Origin of the sequence: Enterococcus sp. DIV0876 (genome assembly GCF_050529585.1) — a bacterium.
In the GTDB taxonomy this organism is placed as follows: domain Bacteria; phylum Bacillota; class Bacilli; order Lactobacillales; family Enterococcaceae; genus Enterococcus_D.
The window spans coordinates 2606726-2622746 of the sequence record NZ_CP172882.1; the positions used below are offsets into that span (position 1 = coordinate 2606726).

Sequence of the window (16021 nt, forward strand, 5' to 3'; positions counted from 1 at the left end):
CTGTCCCTAGCCCTCATTGCTTCTGTAATCTAAAATATTTGTAGCATAATTTTTTTGATCCAATCTAGTTTTCAACATGATCCAACAGGAATTGTATAAAAGTTTATAAAAATACGTTTTACATCAGCCGACAAATCATGAACTATTTAATCGATTCATTAACAGGAATGACCAAAACCAAAATAGTTCATCAACTACGGTTCATCAGTCCTTCACTACTATCTCATGTCCACCAAACCCATTCCGTAGCGCAGCAACCACTTTCGCTGAAAAGTTATCTTCTTCTTGAGAAATATTTCTCATAAATAAACTCATAGCGATCGTTGGGACCGCCACATTCATCTCAAGAGCTGTTTCAACGGTCCATTTGGCTTCTCCGGAAGCTGCCACGATACCTCGATATTCTGCCAAACGCGGACTATTCGAAAATTGAGACTCCGCAATCTCCATCAACCAACTGCGTATGACCGAGCCATGATTCCAAACTTTGGCTACTGCTGCCAGATCAAATCCATAATCACTTTGTTCAATCAATTGAAAGCCTTCACCAATGGCTTGCATCATGCCATATTCGATACCATTATGCACCATTTTTAGAAAGTGTCCGCTTCCCGAGGGACCAGCATACACATAACCATTTTCGGTTGCGATATCTTTGAATACATATTCGATTTCTCGAAACGCGGCTTCTTCCCCGCCGATCATCAAGCAAGCTTCATTGCGGGCACCAGAAATTCCACCAGATGTCCCACAATCCAAAAACGCTACTGCTTTCTCTTTGAAAAGAGCTGCTCGACGAATCGAATCCTTATAGTTTGTGTTGCCTCCTTCGATAATAATATCGCCAGACTCTACAAACTGATACAACTCCATCAATACGTTCTCTGTTGGTACACCAGCTGGCAGCATAAGCCAAAAAATACGTTTACCAGTAAACACCTGTGTTAACGCACTGATAGAATCGACCGTTGTGATCCCTTCCTTTTTTGCTGCTAGTCGTGCCTGCTCAGAGATATCTAACCCAATAACCTGATATTGATCATCTTTTAAATTCAATGCAAGATTAAGTCCCATCTTACCTAGACCGATAATGCCGATCTCCATGTTAGCGCCTCCATTTCTATAATTCCATTATACAAAAAAATATTTTTTTGTAAATAGCAAAAACAAAAAATATTTTCATTTGCTTTTTAATATCAAAAACGGTGCCTTTGTGATAAATTAATCATAATCTATCTATTTTATTGAAAGGAGCATCTATTTTGACAGTATCCATTCGTTTACAAATCAAAACGCATTATAAAGACTTTAGTTTGAAGGAGCAAAAAATCGCCGACTATATTTTAGAAAATCCAAGCAAAGTCAGCCACAGCTCGATCAGTGATCTTTCTAGTACCTTAGGGGTGGCCGATTCAACCTTCTTTCAATTCACTAAAAAACTCGGATACAATGGCTTTAAAGAATTTAAAATGGCGATGTTGATGCAGGAAAATGACTTATCCGCTATTTCTTTCCATGAAAATATCCAACAATCCGATAACGAATTGACGATGGCACAAAAAGTGTTCGATTCAAATATGTCCAGCCTAACGGATACCAGAAATTTATTAACGGAGGAGAATCTCAATAAGGCTGTATCCATGATCAATACGTCGAAGCGTGTGTATTTTTTTGGTGTCGGCGGTTCAGAAATCGTTGCTACAGATGCCTATCACAAATTCTTGCGTTCTCCGATCTCTGTTTACCATAGTACAGATTTTCATATACAACTGATGGAAGCATCTTTGCTGACCTCTGAAGATTGTGCAATCTTTATCTCCCATACTGGAAAGTCTCGGGAAACGATTGAAATGGCACAGACGGCGAAAGAAGCTGGTGCGAAAATCATCGTTATCACAAGTCACGCTGGCTCGCCATTGGCAAAGCTTGGTGAGGTTGTTTTTATCTCAATCTCAGAAGAAACCGAGTTTCGCTCTGAAGCATTGGCCTCAAGAATCTCTCAACTAAGTATCATGGATGCTTTATATGTGATTCTCATGTTCATCAATCGAGAAGATGCCCAAAAATCGATCAAAAAAATTCGCCGTTCGATCGCAAAAATCAAAGAAGGCGCATAATTGCGCGACCTTGCGTAACGCAAAAAACTTACCACCCGCTGGTACCGATACCCTTACTAAGGCTTGTATCGCAGCTAATGGTAAGTTTTTTGTTCTGTCTTTTATCCTTAGTGATAGGTTCCTGTACTTAACAAATCTTCTTGCGCCAAAAGTTCTGCGACTGAACAATTGGATGCTAAAGCTGCTTTGACAAGTGCGCTGGCTTTTTCATAGCCGATTTTAGGGGCAAGTGCTGTCACTGTTCCAGTACTATTGGCCACAGCTTCTTCACAGACTACTTCATTGACTGTGATACCCGACACACATTTTTCTGCAAAAATTGTGCACGCGTTGGTCAGTAGTTGACATGATTCAAACAAATTATGGAAAATCACTGGTTCAAAGGCATTCAGTTCCAATTCACCGGAAGCCGCTGCGAAAGTGATCGCCCCATCATTTCCAACTACTTGAAAGGCAATTTGGCTGACGACTTCAGGAATCACTGGATTGACTTTTCCAGGCATGATCGATGATCCCGCTTGTCTGGCTGGCAAGTTCAACTCATGAAAACCTGTTCGCGGGCCACTAGATAACAAACGCAAGTCATGGGCACTTTTGGTCAATGCAATCGCAATCGTTTTGAGAACACCTGACAAAGCAGCAAAACTATCTGCATGTTGCGTGCCGTCGATCAAATCATTGGCTGGACGCAATGGGCGGTGAAAACGTTGATTCAATTCTTGATATAGATATTCTTGGTAACGAAAGGAGGCATTCAGACTTGTGCCGATCGCAGTTCCGCCTAAGTTTAATACGCATAATTCTGTTGCTGTTTGGTGAAGCCGTTCACGACAACGTCGCAAACTGTTGGCGTATGCTGCAAAACTTGCTCCTACTGTCATCGGCACCGCTTCTTGCAACTGGGTCCTACCCATCTTAGCCACATGTTGATAGTTCTTTGCTTTCTTTTGCCACGCTTCGATCAATTGATTTAACGCATCAGTCATTTGCTCAATATAAACAAGCAATGTCAAACGTCCCGCGCTGGGATAGACATCATTGGTGGATTGACTTTGATTGACATCATCTAAAGGATGTAGATAGTGGTACTCTCCTTTTTTGTGCCCCAGCAATTCTAATCCGCGATTAGCAATCACTTCATTCACATTCATATTGGTTGACGTGCCAGCGCCTCCTTGGAAGGTATCGACGATAAATTCATCAGCCCATTTGCCCATGATGATTTCTTCGGCGGCGAGGACGATCACTTGCGCTTTTTCTTCAGATAATGTACCTGAGCGTTGATTGGCGATCGCAGCTGCCGCTTTGATCCGGGCCACTTGCTGAATGAAATTCGTATCTACTTTTTGTTGGCTAAAGGCAAAGTTCTCTTTCGCCCGATAACTATGAATGCCATAGTAAGCTTCTTCGTATATTGGTACACTGCCGATTGCATCTGATTCGATCCTCATCATGATTAAAACGCCCCTTTTTGTTTTATATGTGATAAAATATCACATATGCCGAAATCAGACGAGTCTTTTATGTCATCTCTTTGTTTTTCACCAAAATTTATCCCCTTCACTTTGCAAAACAAAGAGAATCAGCCCAAAAATAGAAAAGAGGAAAGCGATTGGATGAACTAGACAAAAAATTGTTGAACCTATTGCAGCAAAACGGTCGTTTATCGATCAAAAAACTTAGCGAAGCCCTATTTATCACCGCCCCCGCTGTATCTCAACGTTTGAAGCACTTAGAGGAAACAGGGCATTTGTTGGACTATCAAGCCACTATCGATTATGAACAAGCTGGATTGCCAATCAAAGCATTCATCCACCTCTCTATTGAACCGCAGCAAAAAGCAAGTTTTTATCCCTTCATCCAAGCGGTTCCAAATGTGCTTGAATGTGATTGTGTGACCGGCCCTTACTCGATGTTGATCAAAGTGGTCTTCCCTTCGACTAACCAGCTTGATAGCTTTATCAATGATTTGCAAAAGTTTGGACGAACCAATACACAAATCGTTTTTTCGACCCCTGTTCCTTCACGAGGCTTTCAATTTTGACCATAAGTATGGTGTCGCACAACAAACAACGTTCCAGTCTATGGATGACTGGAACGTTGTTTTGCCGAGTTCACTCATCTTTTACAGGGACTTGAAGGCCTCTTGGTCCAACACTTGTCGAAAAGACGATATGGGTTTTGGTATCACCATAAAATTGCAAATCGTTAATAAAGCGATCCAAAACTGCGGTATCACTAAAATAAACCTTCAATAACATGGAATATTCCCCCGTGATACAATCGCACTCAATCACATTGGGAATACTTGCGACATAGGTATAAAAGGCCTCTTTATCTTTGGCATTTACCGCACAATGCACATAAGCTTTGATCAGATAGCCAAGTTTCTGATAATCGATCAGGGCTTGATAGGATCGGATGTAGCCCAGGTTTTCAAGATTCTGGACTCTTACAGATACGGAGGGTGAAGAAATAAAGCACTGCTCTGCGATTTGCTTAACTGTCACTCGGGCATTTTGCTGCATGATGTTTAAAATTTTACGGTCTAAATTATCCATGATCATCCTCCGTTCTCATTGTTTTCTCAGTTTATCGAGAAAATCAGCTGAGCGCAAGTTCTAGATCACACGCCATGTAACATTTACTAACATAGATGACAATTATGTTGAAAATGATGATACAGGATGATAGCGGCTAAAGCAAATAAACCACAACCCCAAAACATCACCTGAAAACCAAACAGACTCGCAATTATTCCCCACAAAAAAGCACCACTGCCATATGCGACATCCAAAGCAGCTGAGAAGATGGCAGTTCCTTGTCCGCGTTCTTCCTCTGTCACAGCTTCTAATACGATTGTATTCATGACTGGCAATAAACCTGCATAGCCGACACCATAACATGCGGCAGCCACCAGTAATCCCGTGAGTTGACTGGTAAAAGGCAACAAGCAAAAAGATCCTAAAATCAATACCAAACTGCTGTAAATCAAGGTATTCGATTGAATTTTTTCAAGTAAGCGAGGAAATGCCACACGCGTCAACACGGTCATAACAGACATGACGGTAAAATAATAACCCGCCCCAACGATATGATGCTCACTGGCGTATTGAGCGATAAAAGCCACGATCCCCGAATTGGCAAAACAAATCAAAAACAAGATGCCACTTGGAAACAGGACTGCTTTGATGCGCAATATCTCTTGCATCCTGCCACGGTTCCTTGTGGTCACCGTAGACATTCGCGAAAAAGGCTGTTCTTTGAGAGAAAAGCTCAACAAAAAAGCTGTACCACTCAACAAGACTGCAACGCGAAAAAGGGCAGAAAAACCATAATTTTCTACAATCGTTAGACCAATCAAGGGGCCAATGGCGCTAGGAACGGCTTGCGCGATACTAAAATAACCTAGTCCCACTGCTAATTTACCTTCAGGAATCGTATCAACGGCCAACGTTGCCGCTGCTGTTGCTTGTAAGCTATTGCCCACACCTTGTATGATTCTTAGACAAAAAAGCACCAGTAGTCCATGAAACAGAGTCAATAAACCAAAATCAAGCAGCAAGATACCTAAGCCCAGACAAAGTAATCCTTTGCGTCCATATCGATCTAAAGCCACACCGATCGGCAATCGGCAACACAATGCCGCTATTCCTAAGACTCCGACAATCGCGCCAGATACTGATTTAGTTCCGCCCAATGAAGCAACATACAGGGGCAATGTTCCCATCTGTGTGGTGATTGCGGTCATCGCCAATGTGCTAACCACCATCACCAAATAAAAATCTTTCGACCATAGTCGATTAGAACTGTTCACTTTTTCCATAGATCACCTCACGTCTAAACTGCTGTTTGGAAACGTACCTGCGTCAAAAACTGCTGGGTACGTTCTTCTTGAGGATGCGCAAAAATTTCTTCTGGCGTTCCCGCTTCAACCACCACACCATCCGCCATAAAAATCACTTGATCAGCGACCTCTTGGGCAAATTGCATTTCATGGGTCACGATGATCATCGTTTGTCCGCTCTTGGCTAATTGCTTCATAATTTTCAACACGTCCCCTACCAACTCCGGATCAAGGGCTGAAGTGGGTTCATCAAATAATAGCAACTCAGGGGTTAATGCCATGGCTCTGGCAATACCGACCCGTTGTTGCTGTCCGCCAGATAATTGAATGGGGTACATCAACGCTTTTTCTGCCAAGCCGACTTTTTCAAGCGCAGCGAGGGCAGCTTTTTCAGCCAATTTTTTAGGAAAGCGCCTTGGTGTACGCAAGCCTTCCGCTACATTTTGTAAAATATTCATATGACTGAACAAATCATAAGATTGAAAGACCATTGCAGTTTTACGGGCAATTTCTAACCGCTGAGTTTTACCAATACGGGCCAGATCATACTGGAAATCGCCAATGGAATAACTGCCAGCATCTGGTTGCTCCAATAAATTCAGACAACGCAGGAACGTCGTTTTACCAGAACCGCTGGGGCCGATGATACAAACCACTTCCCCCCGCTCTATTTGCAGCCCGACATTTTTTAAGATGACTTGTTTGTCAAAAGACTTCTTTAAACCTTTGATTTCTGCTTGCAACATGGACTTCACCCTTTCTTTTTTTGTGACTCAAAGTGCAATCGTATTTGCTGATTCTCCTGCCAGCAATATCTCTCTGGCATTATTCAATGCCGTTTCTGCAATCTCCTGTACTGCCAAATGAGTATAGTATGCAATATGTGGTGTTAACAGGACATTCGGCAATTGATCCAATGGCTGAAAATACGGATTTTGGTTCCAGCCAACTGCAAAATAGCGTTCTTCATTAGCCAGTGCGTCAAGTACAGCTCCCCCTAAGCGCCCTTGCCTCAAAGCAAAAATCAACGCCTCGGTATCAATGATCCCTCCTCGTGCCGTGTTGACGATCCAACTATCGGGCTTCATTTGTGCAAGAACGGCTGGTGAAAACAGTGCTTCAGATGCTTGAGTCAATGGGATATGGATCGACAACACGTCCGATGAAGCCACCAGCGTTTCGAAGGACACATAATCCACGCATGTTTTTAACCGTGGGTTCTCACTTCGACTTGTAGCAATCACACGTCCGCCCATGTGATGAATGACTTCTGCTACTACAGCACCGATGCGACCGGTACCCAAAATGCCGACTGTCACATCTTGCAGTTCTCTGCCAATGACCGATCGACGGTCAAGATGGCCTTTGACCATGGAGGGAATATTCCGTAAAGCCATCAAAATCGACATCACAGCAAAATGGCCTACCGAGGTTGGGCTATAGGCAGGGACATTCGTTACTGTCAACTGATACTTTTTTGCCCAATCAAAATTGACACCATCGACACCCGTTGATTTGATCGATAATTGCTGCATGCCCATATGATGAAGCTGCTGATACAAATATTCATCATGACGCATGTCTACACTGGGATAAAGACAAATCCCATCATGGCCTGCTGCTAAGTGGATATTTTTTTGTGATAAGCCCTCGCTGACGATTGTCACAGGCGTTTTGTGAATAAAACGCCAACGTTCAATATAAGGAATTTCCTCTTCACTGACACCGTAATAAATCAACCGCATTTGTACACCTCCTAAATAACCCCTTCATATGCTGGTGCCAACGCATAATCCAAAGCATCCCCTATAAGGGCGATCCCTTGGTCGATCTGTGCCAGTGTTGGCTTGGTGAAATTTAAGCGAAATGAATGTTCATACCCTTTCCCTGCCACACTCATGATATTGCCGGGAATGATTGCAACTTTCGCTTCATCCAGATAGTCATAAAATCGTTCTGAATCAACATCTGCTGACAAAAAACAGGTGATGAAATAACCGCCAGTTGGTTTGATGTAGGTTAGCTTGTTGTTGGGCAATGTCTGTAACGCATGCAGCATACGCGCATATTTTTCTTGGTATAATATTGTCAACTGCGCAACATGTCCCTCAAAATCGTAATAATCCATATATTCTGCCAATACCACTTGCCAATAAAAATTGGTGTGAGAATCCGCCGATTGTTTAGCCAAAATCAATTTTTCCATTGCCGGACCAGCGGCCATCATAAAGCCAACTCGACTGCTAGGGGCGAGAATTTTTGAAAAAGAGCCTGCATAAATGATCCGTCCTTCTAAGTCCATCGTTTTCATTTTAGGAATCGGTTCACCCTCATACAATAATTCTCCATAAGGATCATCTTCAAAAATCAAAATATCATAACGACAGGCCAATTCGTAGATTGCTTTGCGCTTTTCCAGCGGAATCGATGTACCTAATGGATTTTGAAATGTCGGGATCAAGTACAGCATTTTTACCCGGGAATCTATCTTGAGAATCGTTTCTAACGCTTCAAGGTCGATGGATTCAGCCGCAAGATCCATTGGCACAGGAACAGGAATTGCCCCATACCCTTTAATCGCATTGACCGCACCTGAAAAGGTTTGCTCTTCGCATAAGACGACATCCCCTTCATTACAGAATACTTTGACCGCCAAATCCATGGCTTGCGTCGATCCGGATACAACAAGTACCTCCTCTTCATTATCAATTGCTGACAACTGATGCAAACGTTCCTTGATCAACGTCCGTAACCGTGGATACCCATCTGAAGCGCCATATTGCAAAAAAGATTCCGGATCTGCTTTTGTGTACAACTTTTGCGATATTTCTCTCAATACATTCATTGGAAAAGCCTCTGTTGGCGGAAAGCCATAAGCAAAAGAAATGGCCGATGAAGAAGCCATATTTTTTTTCGCATTTTCTCTTAAAGGTGATGCTTCTAAGGTATTGATTCGTTGTGCAAAATGATAATCCATCCTAATTCCTCCTTTGTTTTCAGCCCGCTAATTGATTGGTGAAGCGCATCAAAAAGGCTTTGGTCCGGTCTTCTTTGGTCTGTTCAAAGACTTGCTGGGGTGTTCCTTGCTCAACGATGTGACCATTTTCCATAAAGACGACTTTGTCTGCCACTTCATAGGCAAATTTCATCTCGTGGGTCACCAATACCATGGTGGCCCCAGTTTCAGCAATCTCTCTTAACAAAGCTAACGTTTGTCCCACCAACTCCGGGTCTAATGCCGATGTGGGTTCATCGAATAAAATCACCTTGGGATTCAACGCTAGTGCGCGAGCAATCCCGATCCGTTGCTGTTGTCCACCTGAAAGCTGGCTTGGATAAAAATCTTTGCGCTCAGACAACCCCACTTGGTCAAGCAACGCTTCCGCAGTTTTCTTTGCTTCTTCTTTGCTTCGTTTTTTGGTCACGATCAGAGGCATCATGATATTTTCTTTGGCTGTTTTATTTTGAAATAGCGCATAATTTTGAAAAACCATAGCGGTTTGCCGTTGGTGTGCCAAGATTTCTTTTTTGTTGGCTCTGTGCAATACCGTTTGGGTCTCCCCCAATTGAATCCGGCCTTGATCGGCGCGTTCCAAGAAATTCAGACAGCGCAAGAAGGTCGTCTTACCAGAACCGGAAGGACCCAACAAAACCACCACTTCCCCTTTCTTCACATCAAGATCAATCCCTTTGAGTACCTCTTGTTTGCCAAAACGCTTATGCACATCCGTCACTTTCATCATCGTGTCGCCCTCCTTAATTTACGTGACATCCTTTCTTCCAACACTTGTGCGCCTTTTTCAATGACCAAACTAATTAGCCAATAAATGATCGCTACAGCCACATAGGCTTCCAAAAAACGATAATTTTGCTGGGCAGTGATTTTGGCCGCTGCAAAAACATCCACGACACTGACCATTGATGCCAAAGCAGACGCTTTGACAAGTGAAATCAGCAAGTTGCTGAAAATTGGGATTGAAATGGGTAATGCCTGTGGAAGCAATACCCGGCGAATCACTTGTAAATTGGTCATCCCAATCGATTTGGCTGCATCGAATTGGCCTTTTTTGATTGCAGCAAAGGCACCTCTGAAAATCTCGCTGCTATTGATTGCCGCCATTAAACTCAATGCTGCGATGGCGATCCATACCATATTGAAGTCCTTAAAGCGTAAGGTCCAATGCATTGTCTCTGCCCAATTGTCGAATTGTTTGGCGGAAATCAGATACAGCGCTAAAATCACTAAGACAACTGGAACACCTTTCAAAATGGTGACTGCACCTTTTAAAACGGGTGCAATGACCTTGATACGATACAAACGAATCAAGGCGATCCCTAAGCCAATCACAACGCCAATCGCTAATGCTGTGATTGCCATAAAGAGCGTCGTAGTGATATAATGGCTGGCTGTTTTCAGTGCTTCGATCATAATTGAAAATTGAAAACTCATCGTCATTCCTCCCTATTCAGGAACATAATCCCCATCCAAATATTTTTCTGATAATTCTTTGATCGTCCCATCTGATTTTAATTCTTCCAACGCAGTATTGACTGCATCAATAAAGGCTTGGTCGGTTTCTTTATTAAACAAGAGATACGCGTTTGAATGATGAACAGGTGCACTGCCAATTTCTAGATTTTCACTAAAAGAATTGTTCCAGTTGTCCACTTGGTATTCCGGTGCCAATGTGGCATCTACCGCACCTGAGGTCACTGCTTGCACGATTTGTTCATTGTTATATTCGCCATAGACCAACTCAAAAGCATCGGGATTTTCTGCTAAATAGGATTCCGCCATTGCTGCTTGGTTGGTGGCAGTCGTCACATACACTTTTTTACCAGCTAGATCATCAAAACTATCGTAGACCATACCAGCATCTGGATCGGATACGATATAGGTATCCCATACCACATAGCCCACATCGCCGTATACAAATTTCTCTTGCCGCTCCTCATTGACTTCATACTCATAGGCGGCCATCTGGACCTTATTACTTTCTAAATTTGATAATGTTGTCGGAAAATCTGCGCCTTCGAAGGTGAAAGTATACGCAGGTAATTTTTCATCAATTGCTTTAACGACGGCGACATCATAGCCATCATATTCGCCGTTTTCATCTAAATAGGCATACGGCAACGCCTCATTACCAGTCCCAACTTTGATTGCTGTTGCACCGCTGGCACTACTACTTGTTGTATCAGCAGAACCACTGCCGCAAGCCCCCAAAACCAACGTTGTCAGCAGCGCACTTGCACCTAAAATAGTTTTTTTCATTTGAATTCCTCCTTTTCCCTCTACCCAAATTGTCTTATGTTGTTTTGATTTTCTGCTGCTTCTTTACCCAAGTGATCAGCGGTATTTTCGCCGCTGTTTGTTTTGTTTTTGAAAAACTCATCTGTCGTTCTAAACCGGTAAAAACACGTTCTAACATAAAACTTAAGCTGATAAACAATATAGCGGCACCTACATATCCTTCTAAGGTATGGAAGGTCACAGCTCCGATTGCTCGGGCTTTACCGACAACATCAACGATACCAATCGTAAATGCCAGCGAAGTATCCTGCAGCAGCGCAATCGTGGTCGTACCAAAAGCCGGTAATGCCACACGAACCACTTGCGGCAGGATAACTTGCCGGTACATTTGTGACTTAGTCAGCCCACAGGCGATACTGGCTTCTTTTTGTGTCACAGGTACACTCAAAATAGCCGCTCGGAAAGTTTCCGATTGAAACGCAGCGGTATTCAAGCCATACGTGATATAGATGAAAATAATTTTGTTCCACGAAGAGACATCCACTTGCACCATTTGCAACAAGGCTGGCACGCCATAATACACCACATAGAGTTGAACCAAGATTGGCGTACCACGAATAAACGACACGAAAACGGTAGCCATTTGACTTAGAACAGGAACCTTCTCGACACGAATAAAAGCCAACAAAATCCCAAGAATCAGACCAACGACCGTGGCTACCCCTACGATCATCAACGTCACGGGCAATGCACTTAAAATCTTCGGAAAATACTCCCAAACCAATTGCCATTGAAAAAATGTGGACATATCGTTCCCCCCTTGATCGTAACAAAAATATATTTCAGAATTTTCTGAATTTTTATAACCATACCTTATTCATCTCTCTTTAGACAATAGTTGCCTTGGTTTAACTATGATACTGTTGTCATTCCTTTGTTTTGCCGAAGAAAATAAGGAAGAAAGCGACAACATCTTTTTTTACATTGGAAAGGAAAAATAAAAAAAGCCGAGTGACTAGCACAGTGTGCCAATCACTCGACCTATCAATAGCTAAAGACATTACCGCCGATCAGAAACAATTTCTGCACCAAAAGGCATCAAAGCCAACCGAGCCAATTTCAACGACTGTGCTGCAAAGGGAATCCCCACAATCGTGATCGTTAATAACAATGCACTCATTAAGTGACCGAAAGCGATCGGCAAGCCAGACACGATCAACCAGATAATGTTTAGGATCAAAGATACACCACCCCCACGGTAGACTATATCTTTACCAAACGGGGCCAAAGACAAGGAGGCAAATTTGAAACATTGCAAGCCGATCGGTATACCAATGATTGTGATACACCATAAACAGCCTGCCAAAAACCATGCAATGGCGCCTCCCAAACCACCAAAGATAAACCAAATAATATTTCCTAGGACGTTCATTGCGTTATTTCCTTTCTTCAGATACCTGTTGGTGTACATTTCATATCTGATTTTCGCTTTATTCTACAGCGCTTGTTGACTCACTCGTAGACGTATCAGTAGTCGTATCGGTATCATCTCCACCGAAGATGCCTGTGATCGATGACCACAATCCGCTAAAGAAACTCTTGATATTCTCCCACAAACCTTTAGATTTTTCTTCAATTTGTTTTCGCGCTTCTGTTAGATCTAGTTCATTGACAAAGTCTTCAAAAATATTTTTGTCCTTCATATCACTCATCAAAGTTGTCAGTTCATTGATTTGGCTTTCTGTAACAATGCCGTCCAAACCATGGTCCTTCAAGGCTTTTTCAACGGTCTCTTGAATATCAGATTGTGTCAAGGTGGTACCATCTGCCGTTTGTGCAGCTAAGTCTGATTTGGCTTGTTCTTGCGCAGCATTCAACGCATCATCGGAATAGCCATCTTTGTCTTTATTTTCTTCTGTGATCGTAGATAGAACATCCATTTCATCTTGTGCCACAGCCACGCGGTCTTGATTGATGACGCCGCCAGACTCTTCAACGATTTTATAGACTCCGGCTAACGCGCCTGATCCATCGATTGGAACTGCTGAAGCGACGGTTAATTTGGCATCAGTGATCCCCGCAGTCAAAGCTGCATTTTGATATTGTGCTGCGGTGATTTTGGTAATATTGGCTGGAGTGGCGATATCCACCGTGATGCCCGCGCCTTCATCCAGCGTCTGCATCCGAACCGAACTATAGACCGCCCAATCAGCAGTAAAGCCGCCATCAGGGATATATTTCATCAAATCCGTACCTGACGTTGTATAAATAGGGGTTTCACCTTGAATCCCCAATTTATCTAACGTATAGTCTTCTTGATCCTTTGTCAATGCATTCCCAATAGCTACCGCATTGACTTGCAGACGTTCACTTGAATCCGTCGTTGACGTATCCGTATCGGCACGCGAGGAATCAAGGGTCTCTGAGATTGCTGAAATACTTTCTGTCGTTGACGTTTCTTCAGCAAAGGCGGTTGGCATTGCGAGTAAAACTTGGCTTGACACCAAGAGCGTGGCGATGAGCGTGATTGGTTTACGTGTTTGTTTTTTCATAAGAAAATCCTCCATATAAATCGAATATAAGATACGGTCGGTGGTACAAACCGTTGTTAACTGTATCTATTGTACAATAGGCGATTGACCTGTACCTACGGCTAGGGTCCGATTTGAAGGAAAACTTATAGATCTTGCACATGTTGTGTAAAGAAAGTTTTTATATAGCTGATTCTGCGTGAATGGCCACACATAGATTTTAAGATATAAGATAAACAAACCCCACCTATCGTCCAACCAAATAACTGAAAACCCGACCAGCCATAGGCCCATTTACCAAGTTCTAAAATCAAAGGATGAACAAAGAAACACCACCTGCTGAACTTTCTCGCCCATGCAGCAGAGGCGAAAGCATGTTGTGTGGTTCTCCGTGTCACAAAGGCCGTGATCAAAAAAACGATTGGGACCAAAGAAAATAAAAAGTTTTTATCATCTCCTTGATTTTGATAGACCACGACCCCTTCGATACATACACTCATCACTGACAGACACAAGAGGAGGTAGTGATTTCGCTTGGTAAAAACGATTTGTTTGCCCTCTGCTAGAAAAAAACCGCACAGTATAAATAAAAAGCTATAGAACAACCCATTGCGCGTAGTCAAAAATAGATGACGATACTGCTGATAAATAGCAGCAATCGGCGCTGGAAGATAAGCTGAATACGTTTCGACAGAGCCAATCATATACAAAATACTGGCTATACCAAACTGAATCCGATAGCCAAATCGTTGTGTCCCACGGACCAACCACATCCCCATCATAAGTGCAGGGAAATACCAAAGATGATAAAAAACACCAATCGTCATATAGGCAATAATAAGGATAAAGGGATATACCCAGACGGGCAGTCCCTTCAGATATTGCATTTGTTGAACATACAGGATGCCTATTGGTGCATACAGGAGTGTCCAAAACAGATAAACCGATCGTTGTTTGCACCACCATTTTCGAAAGGCATGTGCTCCCGTCTGATAAAAATAGCCATTTAACATGAGAAAGAAAGGAACGGCCATTCGGCAAATCATACTTTTTATCACAAAATGAACCACTTCATTTTCTGCCAAACGACCACAATGGATCAACACAACCAATAATGCAGCCACCAGCTGGCCATAGTCGACTAAGGGATATTTTTGCTTCAACGTGCTTCCTCCTCGTTTTTTATTGACAATAAACGAAGGGATCAGCAAATATAAGCAACAAATCAATACAAGATATTTATGACTGTGCAACATGTAAGAACATTGATATATCAGCATGTTATCTTTTGTTGCATATCATTATTCATCGCACTGCTTGGGGTGAAGGGAAAATTTTGTTATAATCAAGCATCATGGAGGACGTTATGAATATCGGGAAAATCATTAAAGAAGAACGCACTGCACGCCACTTGACACAAGAACAATTAGCCAGTGAATTTTTTGTGACGCGGCAACTGATTTCAAAGTGGGAGAATGAAAAAAGCTACCCTGACTTAGATCAAGTCGTGAAATTAAGCGAATATTTTTCACTCCCTTTAGATTATCTGCTAAAAGAAGACCAAGCGATGATCAAAGAATTAAACTTAGATAGCCGACGAAAGAAATGGAGCAAGTGGTTGCTTGTGATACTTACTACGCTAAGTATCGTGTTAATGACACTACTCGCTGCCGGATTTTGGATCGATCCTGTCTTTGTCAACAAATCAGATATCACTATCACTGCAATCGAAAAATATCATTTACCTGAAAAAACCGTGAAGAATCAAATCACAGGTCAAGAAATCACGTTACCGGAAGATGTTGAATATGTCGTGCACTTCACGTATCACAGACCTTTCACTGATTTAGGTAAACTATCAGGCTATAAATACAGTCAACAAGGGGCGGATGTAAAAACCCAGATTAACGGCTACCGGAAACTCTCTTTCAAAAAACAACACAGTCTGTTGGTCATTCGCAGTACAAGAGAAACCAGTAGTACGAATCCATCATTAAATATCGGCAAAAATATCTACTTGATGAACACAAAAAAAGCCGGTCAATACTATCAACAACAAGATGCCACAGACAAAGGCAATATTGCTGATATCAGCGACTTACTTTTCTCAGCTGAAGAGCTCGCTGCTTTACCCTATACACCAGGCACATTACCGTATTGACGCATGCGTGTTTATGATCAATCACAGTTCGTTTGACGTGACACCGATTTTTGGCGCCTGTGATTGCCGCATAAAGCAAAAAAATAACCCTCTGCCTTAAATGGCGATGGT

General features: G+C 42.5%; 17 protein-coding genes. 3 read left to right on the forward strand and 14 right to left on the reverse strand.

Going from position 1 to position 16021, the window contains the following annotated elements:
• Window positions 1-204: 204 nt before the first annotated feature.
• Window positions 205-1104 (reverse strand): phosphogluconate dehydrogenase (NAD(+)-dependent, decarboxylating), encoded by a 900-nt coding sequence (gene gnd, locus IGI41_RS12350; protein WP_430610071.1) that lies wholly within the window; start codon window positions 1102-1104, stop codon window positions 205-207.
• A gap of 158 nt (window positions 1105-1262) precedes the next feature.
• Here gnd and IGI41_RS12355 point away from each other — a divergent pair, with 158 nt between their 5' ends.
• On the forward strand, window positions 1263-2117 hold the full coding sequence (locus tag IGI41_RS12355; RefSeq protein ID WP_430610072.1) for a MurR/RpiR family transcriptional regulator: 855 nt from the start codon (window positions 1263-1265) through the stop codon (window positions 2115-2117).
• Between the two features lie 107 nt (window positions 2118-2224).
• On the opposite strand, the gene IGI41_RS12360 is transcribed toward IGI41_RS12355, so the two are convergent.
• A complete protein-coding gene (locus IGI41_RS12360) occupies window positions 2225-3571 on the reverse strand; it encodes an aspartate ammonia-lyase (RefSeq protein WP_430610073.1) in 1347 nt (448 codons plus the stop codon).
• A gap of 158 nt (window positions 3572-3729) precedes the next feature.
• Between IGI41_RS12360 and IGI41_RS12365 the strand changes: the two genes are divergently transcribed.
• Entirely contained in the window at window positions 3730-4161 is a 432-nt protein-coding gene (locus IGI41_RS12365; RefSeq protein ID WP_430610074.1) for an Lrp/AsnC family transcriptional regulator, read from the forward strand.
• Between the two features lie 70 nt (window positions 4162-4231).
• Here the strand turns inward: IGI41_RS12365 and IGI41_RS12370 are convergent, their stop codons facing one another.
• The 12 genes from IGI41_RS12370 to IGI41_RS12425 all read right to left on the reverse strand — a co-directional run bounded on the left by IGI41_RS12370 (window position 4232) and on the right by IGI41_RS12425 (window position 14912).
• Window positions 4232-4678, reverse strand: coding sequence for an Lrp/AsnC family transcriptional regulator (locus IGI41_RS12370; RefSeq protein WP_430610075.1), 447 nt, complete (start codon window positions 4676-4678; stop codon window positions 4232-4234).
• Window positions 4679-4764: 86 nt separating this feature from the next.
• Window positions 4765-5943, reverse strand: coding sequence for an MFS transporter (locus tag IGI41_RS12375; RefSeq protein WP_430610076.1), 1179 nt, complete (start codon window positions 5941-5943; stop codon window positions 4765-4767).
• 14 nt (window positions 5944-5957) lie between these two features.
• The gene (locus tag IGI41_RS12380) at window positions 5958-6710 is read right to left on the reverse strand and encodes an amino acid ABC transporter ATP-binding protein (protein ID WP_430610077.1); all 753 of its coding nucleotides are present in this window, start codon (window positions 6708-6710) and stop codon (window positions 5958-5960) included.
• Between the two features lie 27 nt (window positions 6711-6737).
• Window positions 6738-7709, reverse strand: coding sequence for an NAD(P)-dependent oxidoreductase (locus IGI41_RS12385; protein WP_430610078.1), 972 nt, complete (start codon window positions 7707-7709; stop codon window positions 6738-6740).
• An 11-nt stretch (window positions 7710-7720) separates the two neighbouring features.
• Window positions 7721-8941 (reverse strand): PLP-dependent aminotransferase family protein, encoded by a 1221-nt coding sequence (locus IGI41_RS12390; protein ID WP_430610079.1) that lies wholly within the window; start codon window positions 8939-8941, stop codon window positions 7721-7723.
• Window positions 8942-8960: 19 nt separating this feature from the next.
• Window positions 8961-9707, reverse strand: a complete 747-nt coding sequence (locus tag IGI41_RS12395; protein ID WP_430610080.1) for an amino acid ABC transporter ATP-binding protein — start codon at window positions 9705-9707, stop codon at window positions 8961-8963.
• A complete protein-coding gene (locus IGI41_RS12400) occupies window positions 9704-10414 on the reverse strand; it encodes an amino acid ABC transporter permease (RefSeq protein WP_430610081.1) in 711 nt (236 codons plus the stop codon). Before IGI41_RS12400 ends, IGI41_RS12395 begins: the two co-directional genes overlap by 4 nt.
• Window positions 10415-10426: 12 nt before the next feature.
• A complete protein-coding gene (locus IGI41_RS12405; RefSeq protein WP_430610082.1) occupies window positions 10427-11239 on the reverse strand; it encodes a transporter substrate-binding domain-containing protein in 813 nt (270 codons plus the stop codon).
• Between the two features lie 34 nt (window positions 11240-11273).
• Window positions 11274-12026: an amino acid ABC transporter permease gene (locus tag IGI41_RS12410; RefSeq protein WP_430610083.1), complete on the reverse strand. Its 753-nt coding sequence runs from the start codon at window positions 12024-12026 to the stop codon at window positions 11274-11276.
• Between the two features lie 252 nt (window positions 12027-12278).
• Window positions 12279-12650, reverse strand: a complete 372-nt coding sequence (locus tag IGI41_RS12415) for a YccF domain-containing protein (protein WP_430610084.1) — start codon at window positions 12648-12650, stop codon at window positions 12279-12281.
• A gap of 58 nt (window positions 12651-12708) precedes the next feature.
• Window positions 12709-13770, reverse strand: coding sequence for a DUF1002 domain-containing protein (locus IGI41_RS12420; RefSeq protein ID WP_430610085.1), 1062 nt, complete (start codon window positions 13768-13770; stop codon window positions 12709-12711).
• 125 nt (window positions 13771-13895) lie between these two features.
• A complete protein-coding gene (locus IGI41_RS12425; protein WP_430610086.1) occupies window positions 13896-14912 on the reverse strand; it encodes an acyltransferase family protein in 1017 nt (338 codons plus the stop codon).
• Between the two features lie 203 nt (window positions 14913-15115).
• Between IGI41_RS12425 and IGI41_RS12430 the strand changes: the two genes are divergently transcribed.
• A complete protein-coding gene (locus tag IGI41_RS12430; protein ID WP_430610087.1) occupies window positions 15116-15910 on the forward strand; it encodes a helix-turn-helix domain-containing protein in 795 nt (264 codons plus the stop codon).
• Window positions 15911-16021: the final 111 nt, after the last annotated feature.

Bases quoted from the DNA above. Each gene is read 5' to 3' on its own strand.
- IGI41_RS12385 (WP_430610078.1), bottom strand. From the start codon at position 7,709: ATGCGGTTGATTTATTACGGTGTCAGTGAAGAGGAAATTCCTTATATT.
- IGI41_RS12400 (WP_430610081.1), bottom strand. From the start codon at position 10,414: ATGAGTTTTCAATTTTCAATTATGATCGAAGCACTGAAAACAGCCAGC.
- IGI41_RS12395 (WP_430610080.1), bottom strand. From the start codon at position 9,707: ATGATGAAAGTGACGGATGTGCATAAGCGTTTTGGCAAACAAGAGGTA.
- IGI41_RS12430 (WP_430610087.1), top strand. From the start codon at position 15,116: ATGAATATCGGGAAAATCATTAAAGAAGAACGCACTGCACGCCACTTG.
- IGI41_RS12375 (WP_430610076.1), bottom strand. From the start codon at position 5,943: ATGGAAAAAGTGAACAGTTCTAATCGACTATGGTCGAAAGATTTTTAT.
- IGI41_RS12390 (WP_430610079.1), bottom strand. From the start codon at position 8,941: ATGGATTATCATTTTGCACAACGAATCAATACCTTAGAAGCATCACCT.
- IGI41_RS12420 (WP_430610085.1), bottom strand. From the start codon at position 13,770: ATGAAAAAACAAACACGTAAACCAATCACGCTCATCGCCACGCTCTTG.
- IGI41_RS12410 (WP_430610083.1), bottom strand. From the start codon at position 12,026: ATGTCCACATTTTTTCAATGGCAATTGGTTTGGGAGTATTTTCCGAAG.
- IGI41_RS12370 (WP_430610075.1), bottom strand. From the start codon at position 4,678: ATGGATAATTTAGACCGTAAAATTTTAAACATCATGCAGCAAAATGCC.
- IGI41_RS12405 (WP_430610082.1), bottom strand. From the start codon at position 11,239: ATGAAAAAAACTATTTTAGGTGCAAGTGCGCTGCTGACAACGTTGGTT.
- IGI41_RS12360 (WP_430610073.1), bottom strand. From the start codon at position 3,571: ATGATGAGGATCGAATCAGATGCAATCGGCAGTGTACCAATATACGAA.
- gnd (WP_430610071.1), bottom strand. From the start codon at position 1,104: ATGGAGATCGGCATTATCGGTCTAGGTAAGATGGGACTTAATCTTGCA.
- IGI41_RS12415 (WP_430610084.1), bottom strand. From the start codon at position 12,650: ATGAACGTCCTAGGAAATATTATTTGGTTTATCTTTGGTGGTTTGGGA.
- IGI41_RS12380 (WP_430610077.1), bottom strand. From the start codon at position 6,710: ATGTTGCAAGCAGAAATCAAAGGTTTAAAGAAGTCTTTTGACAAACAA.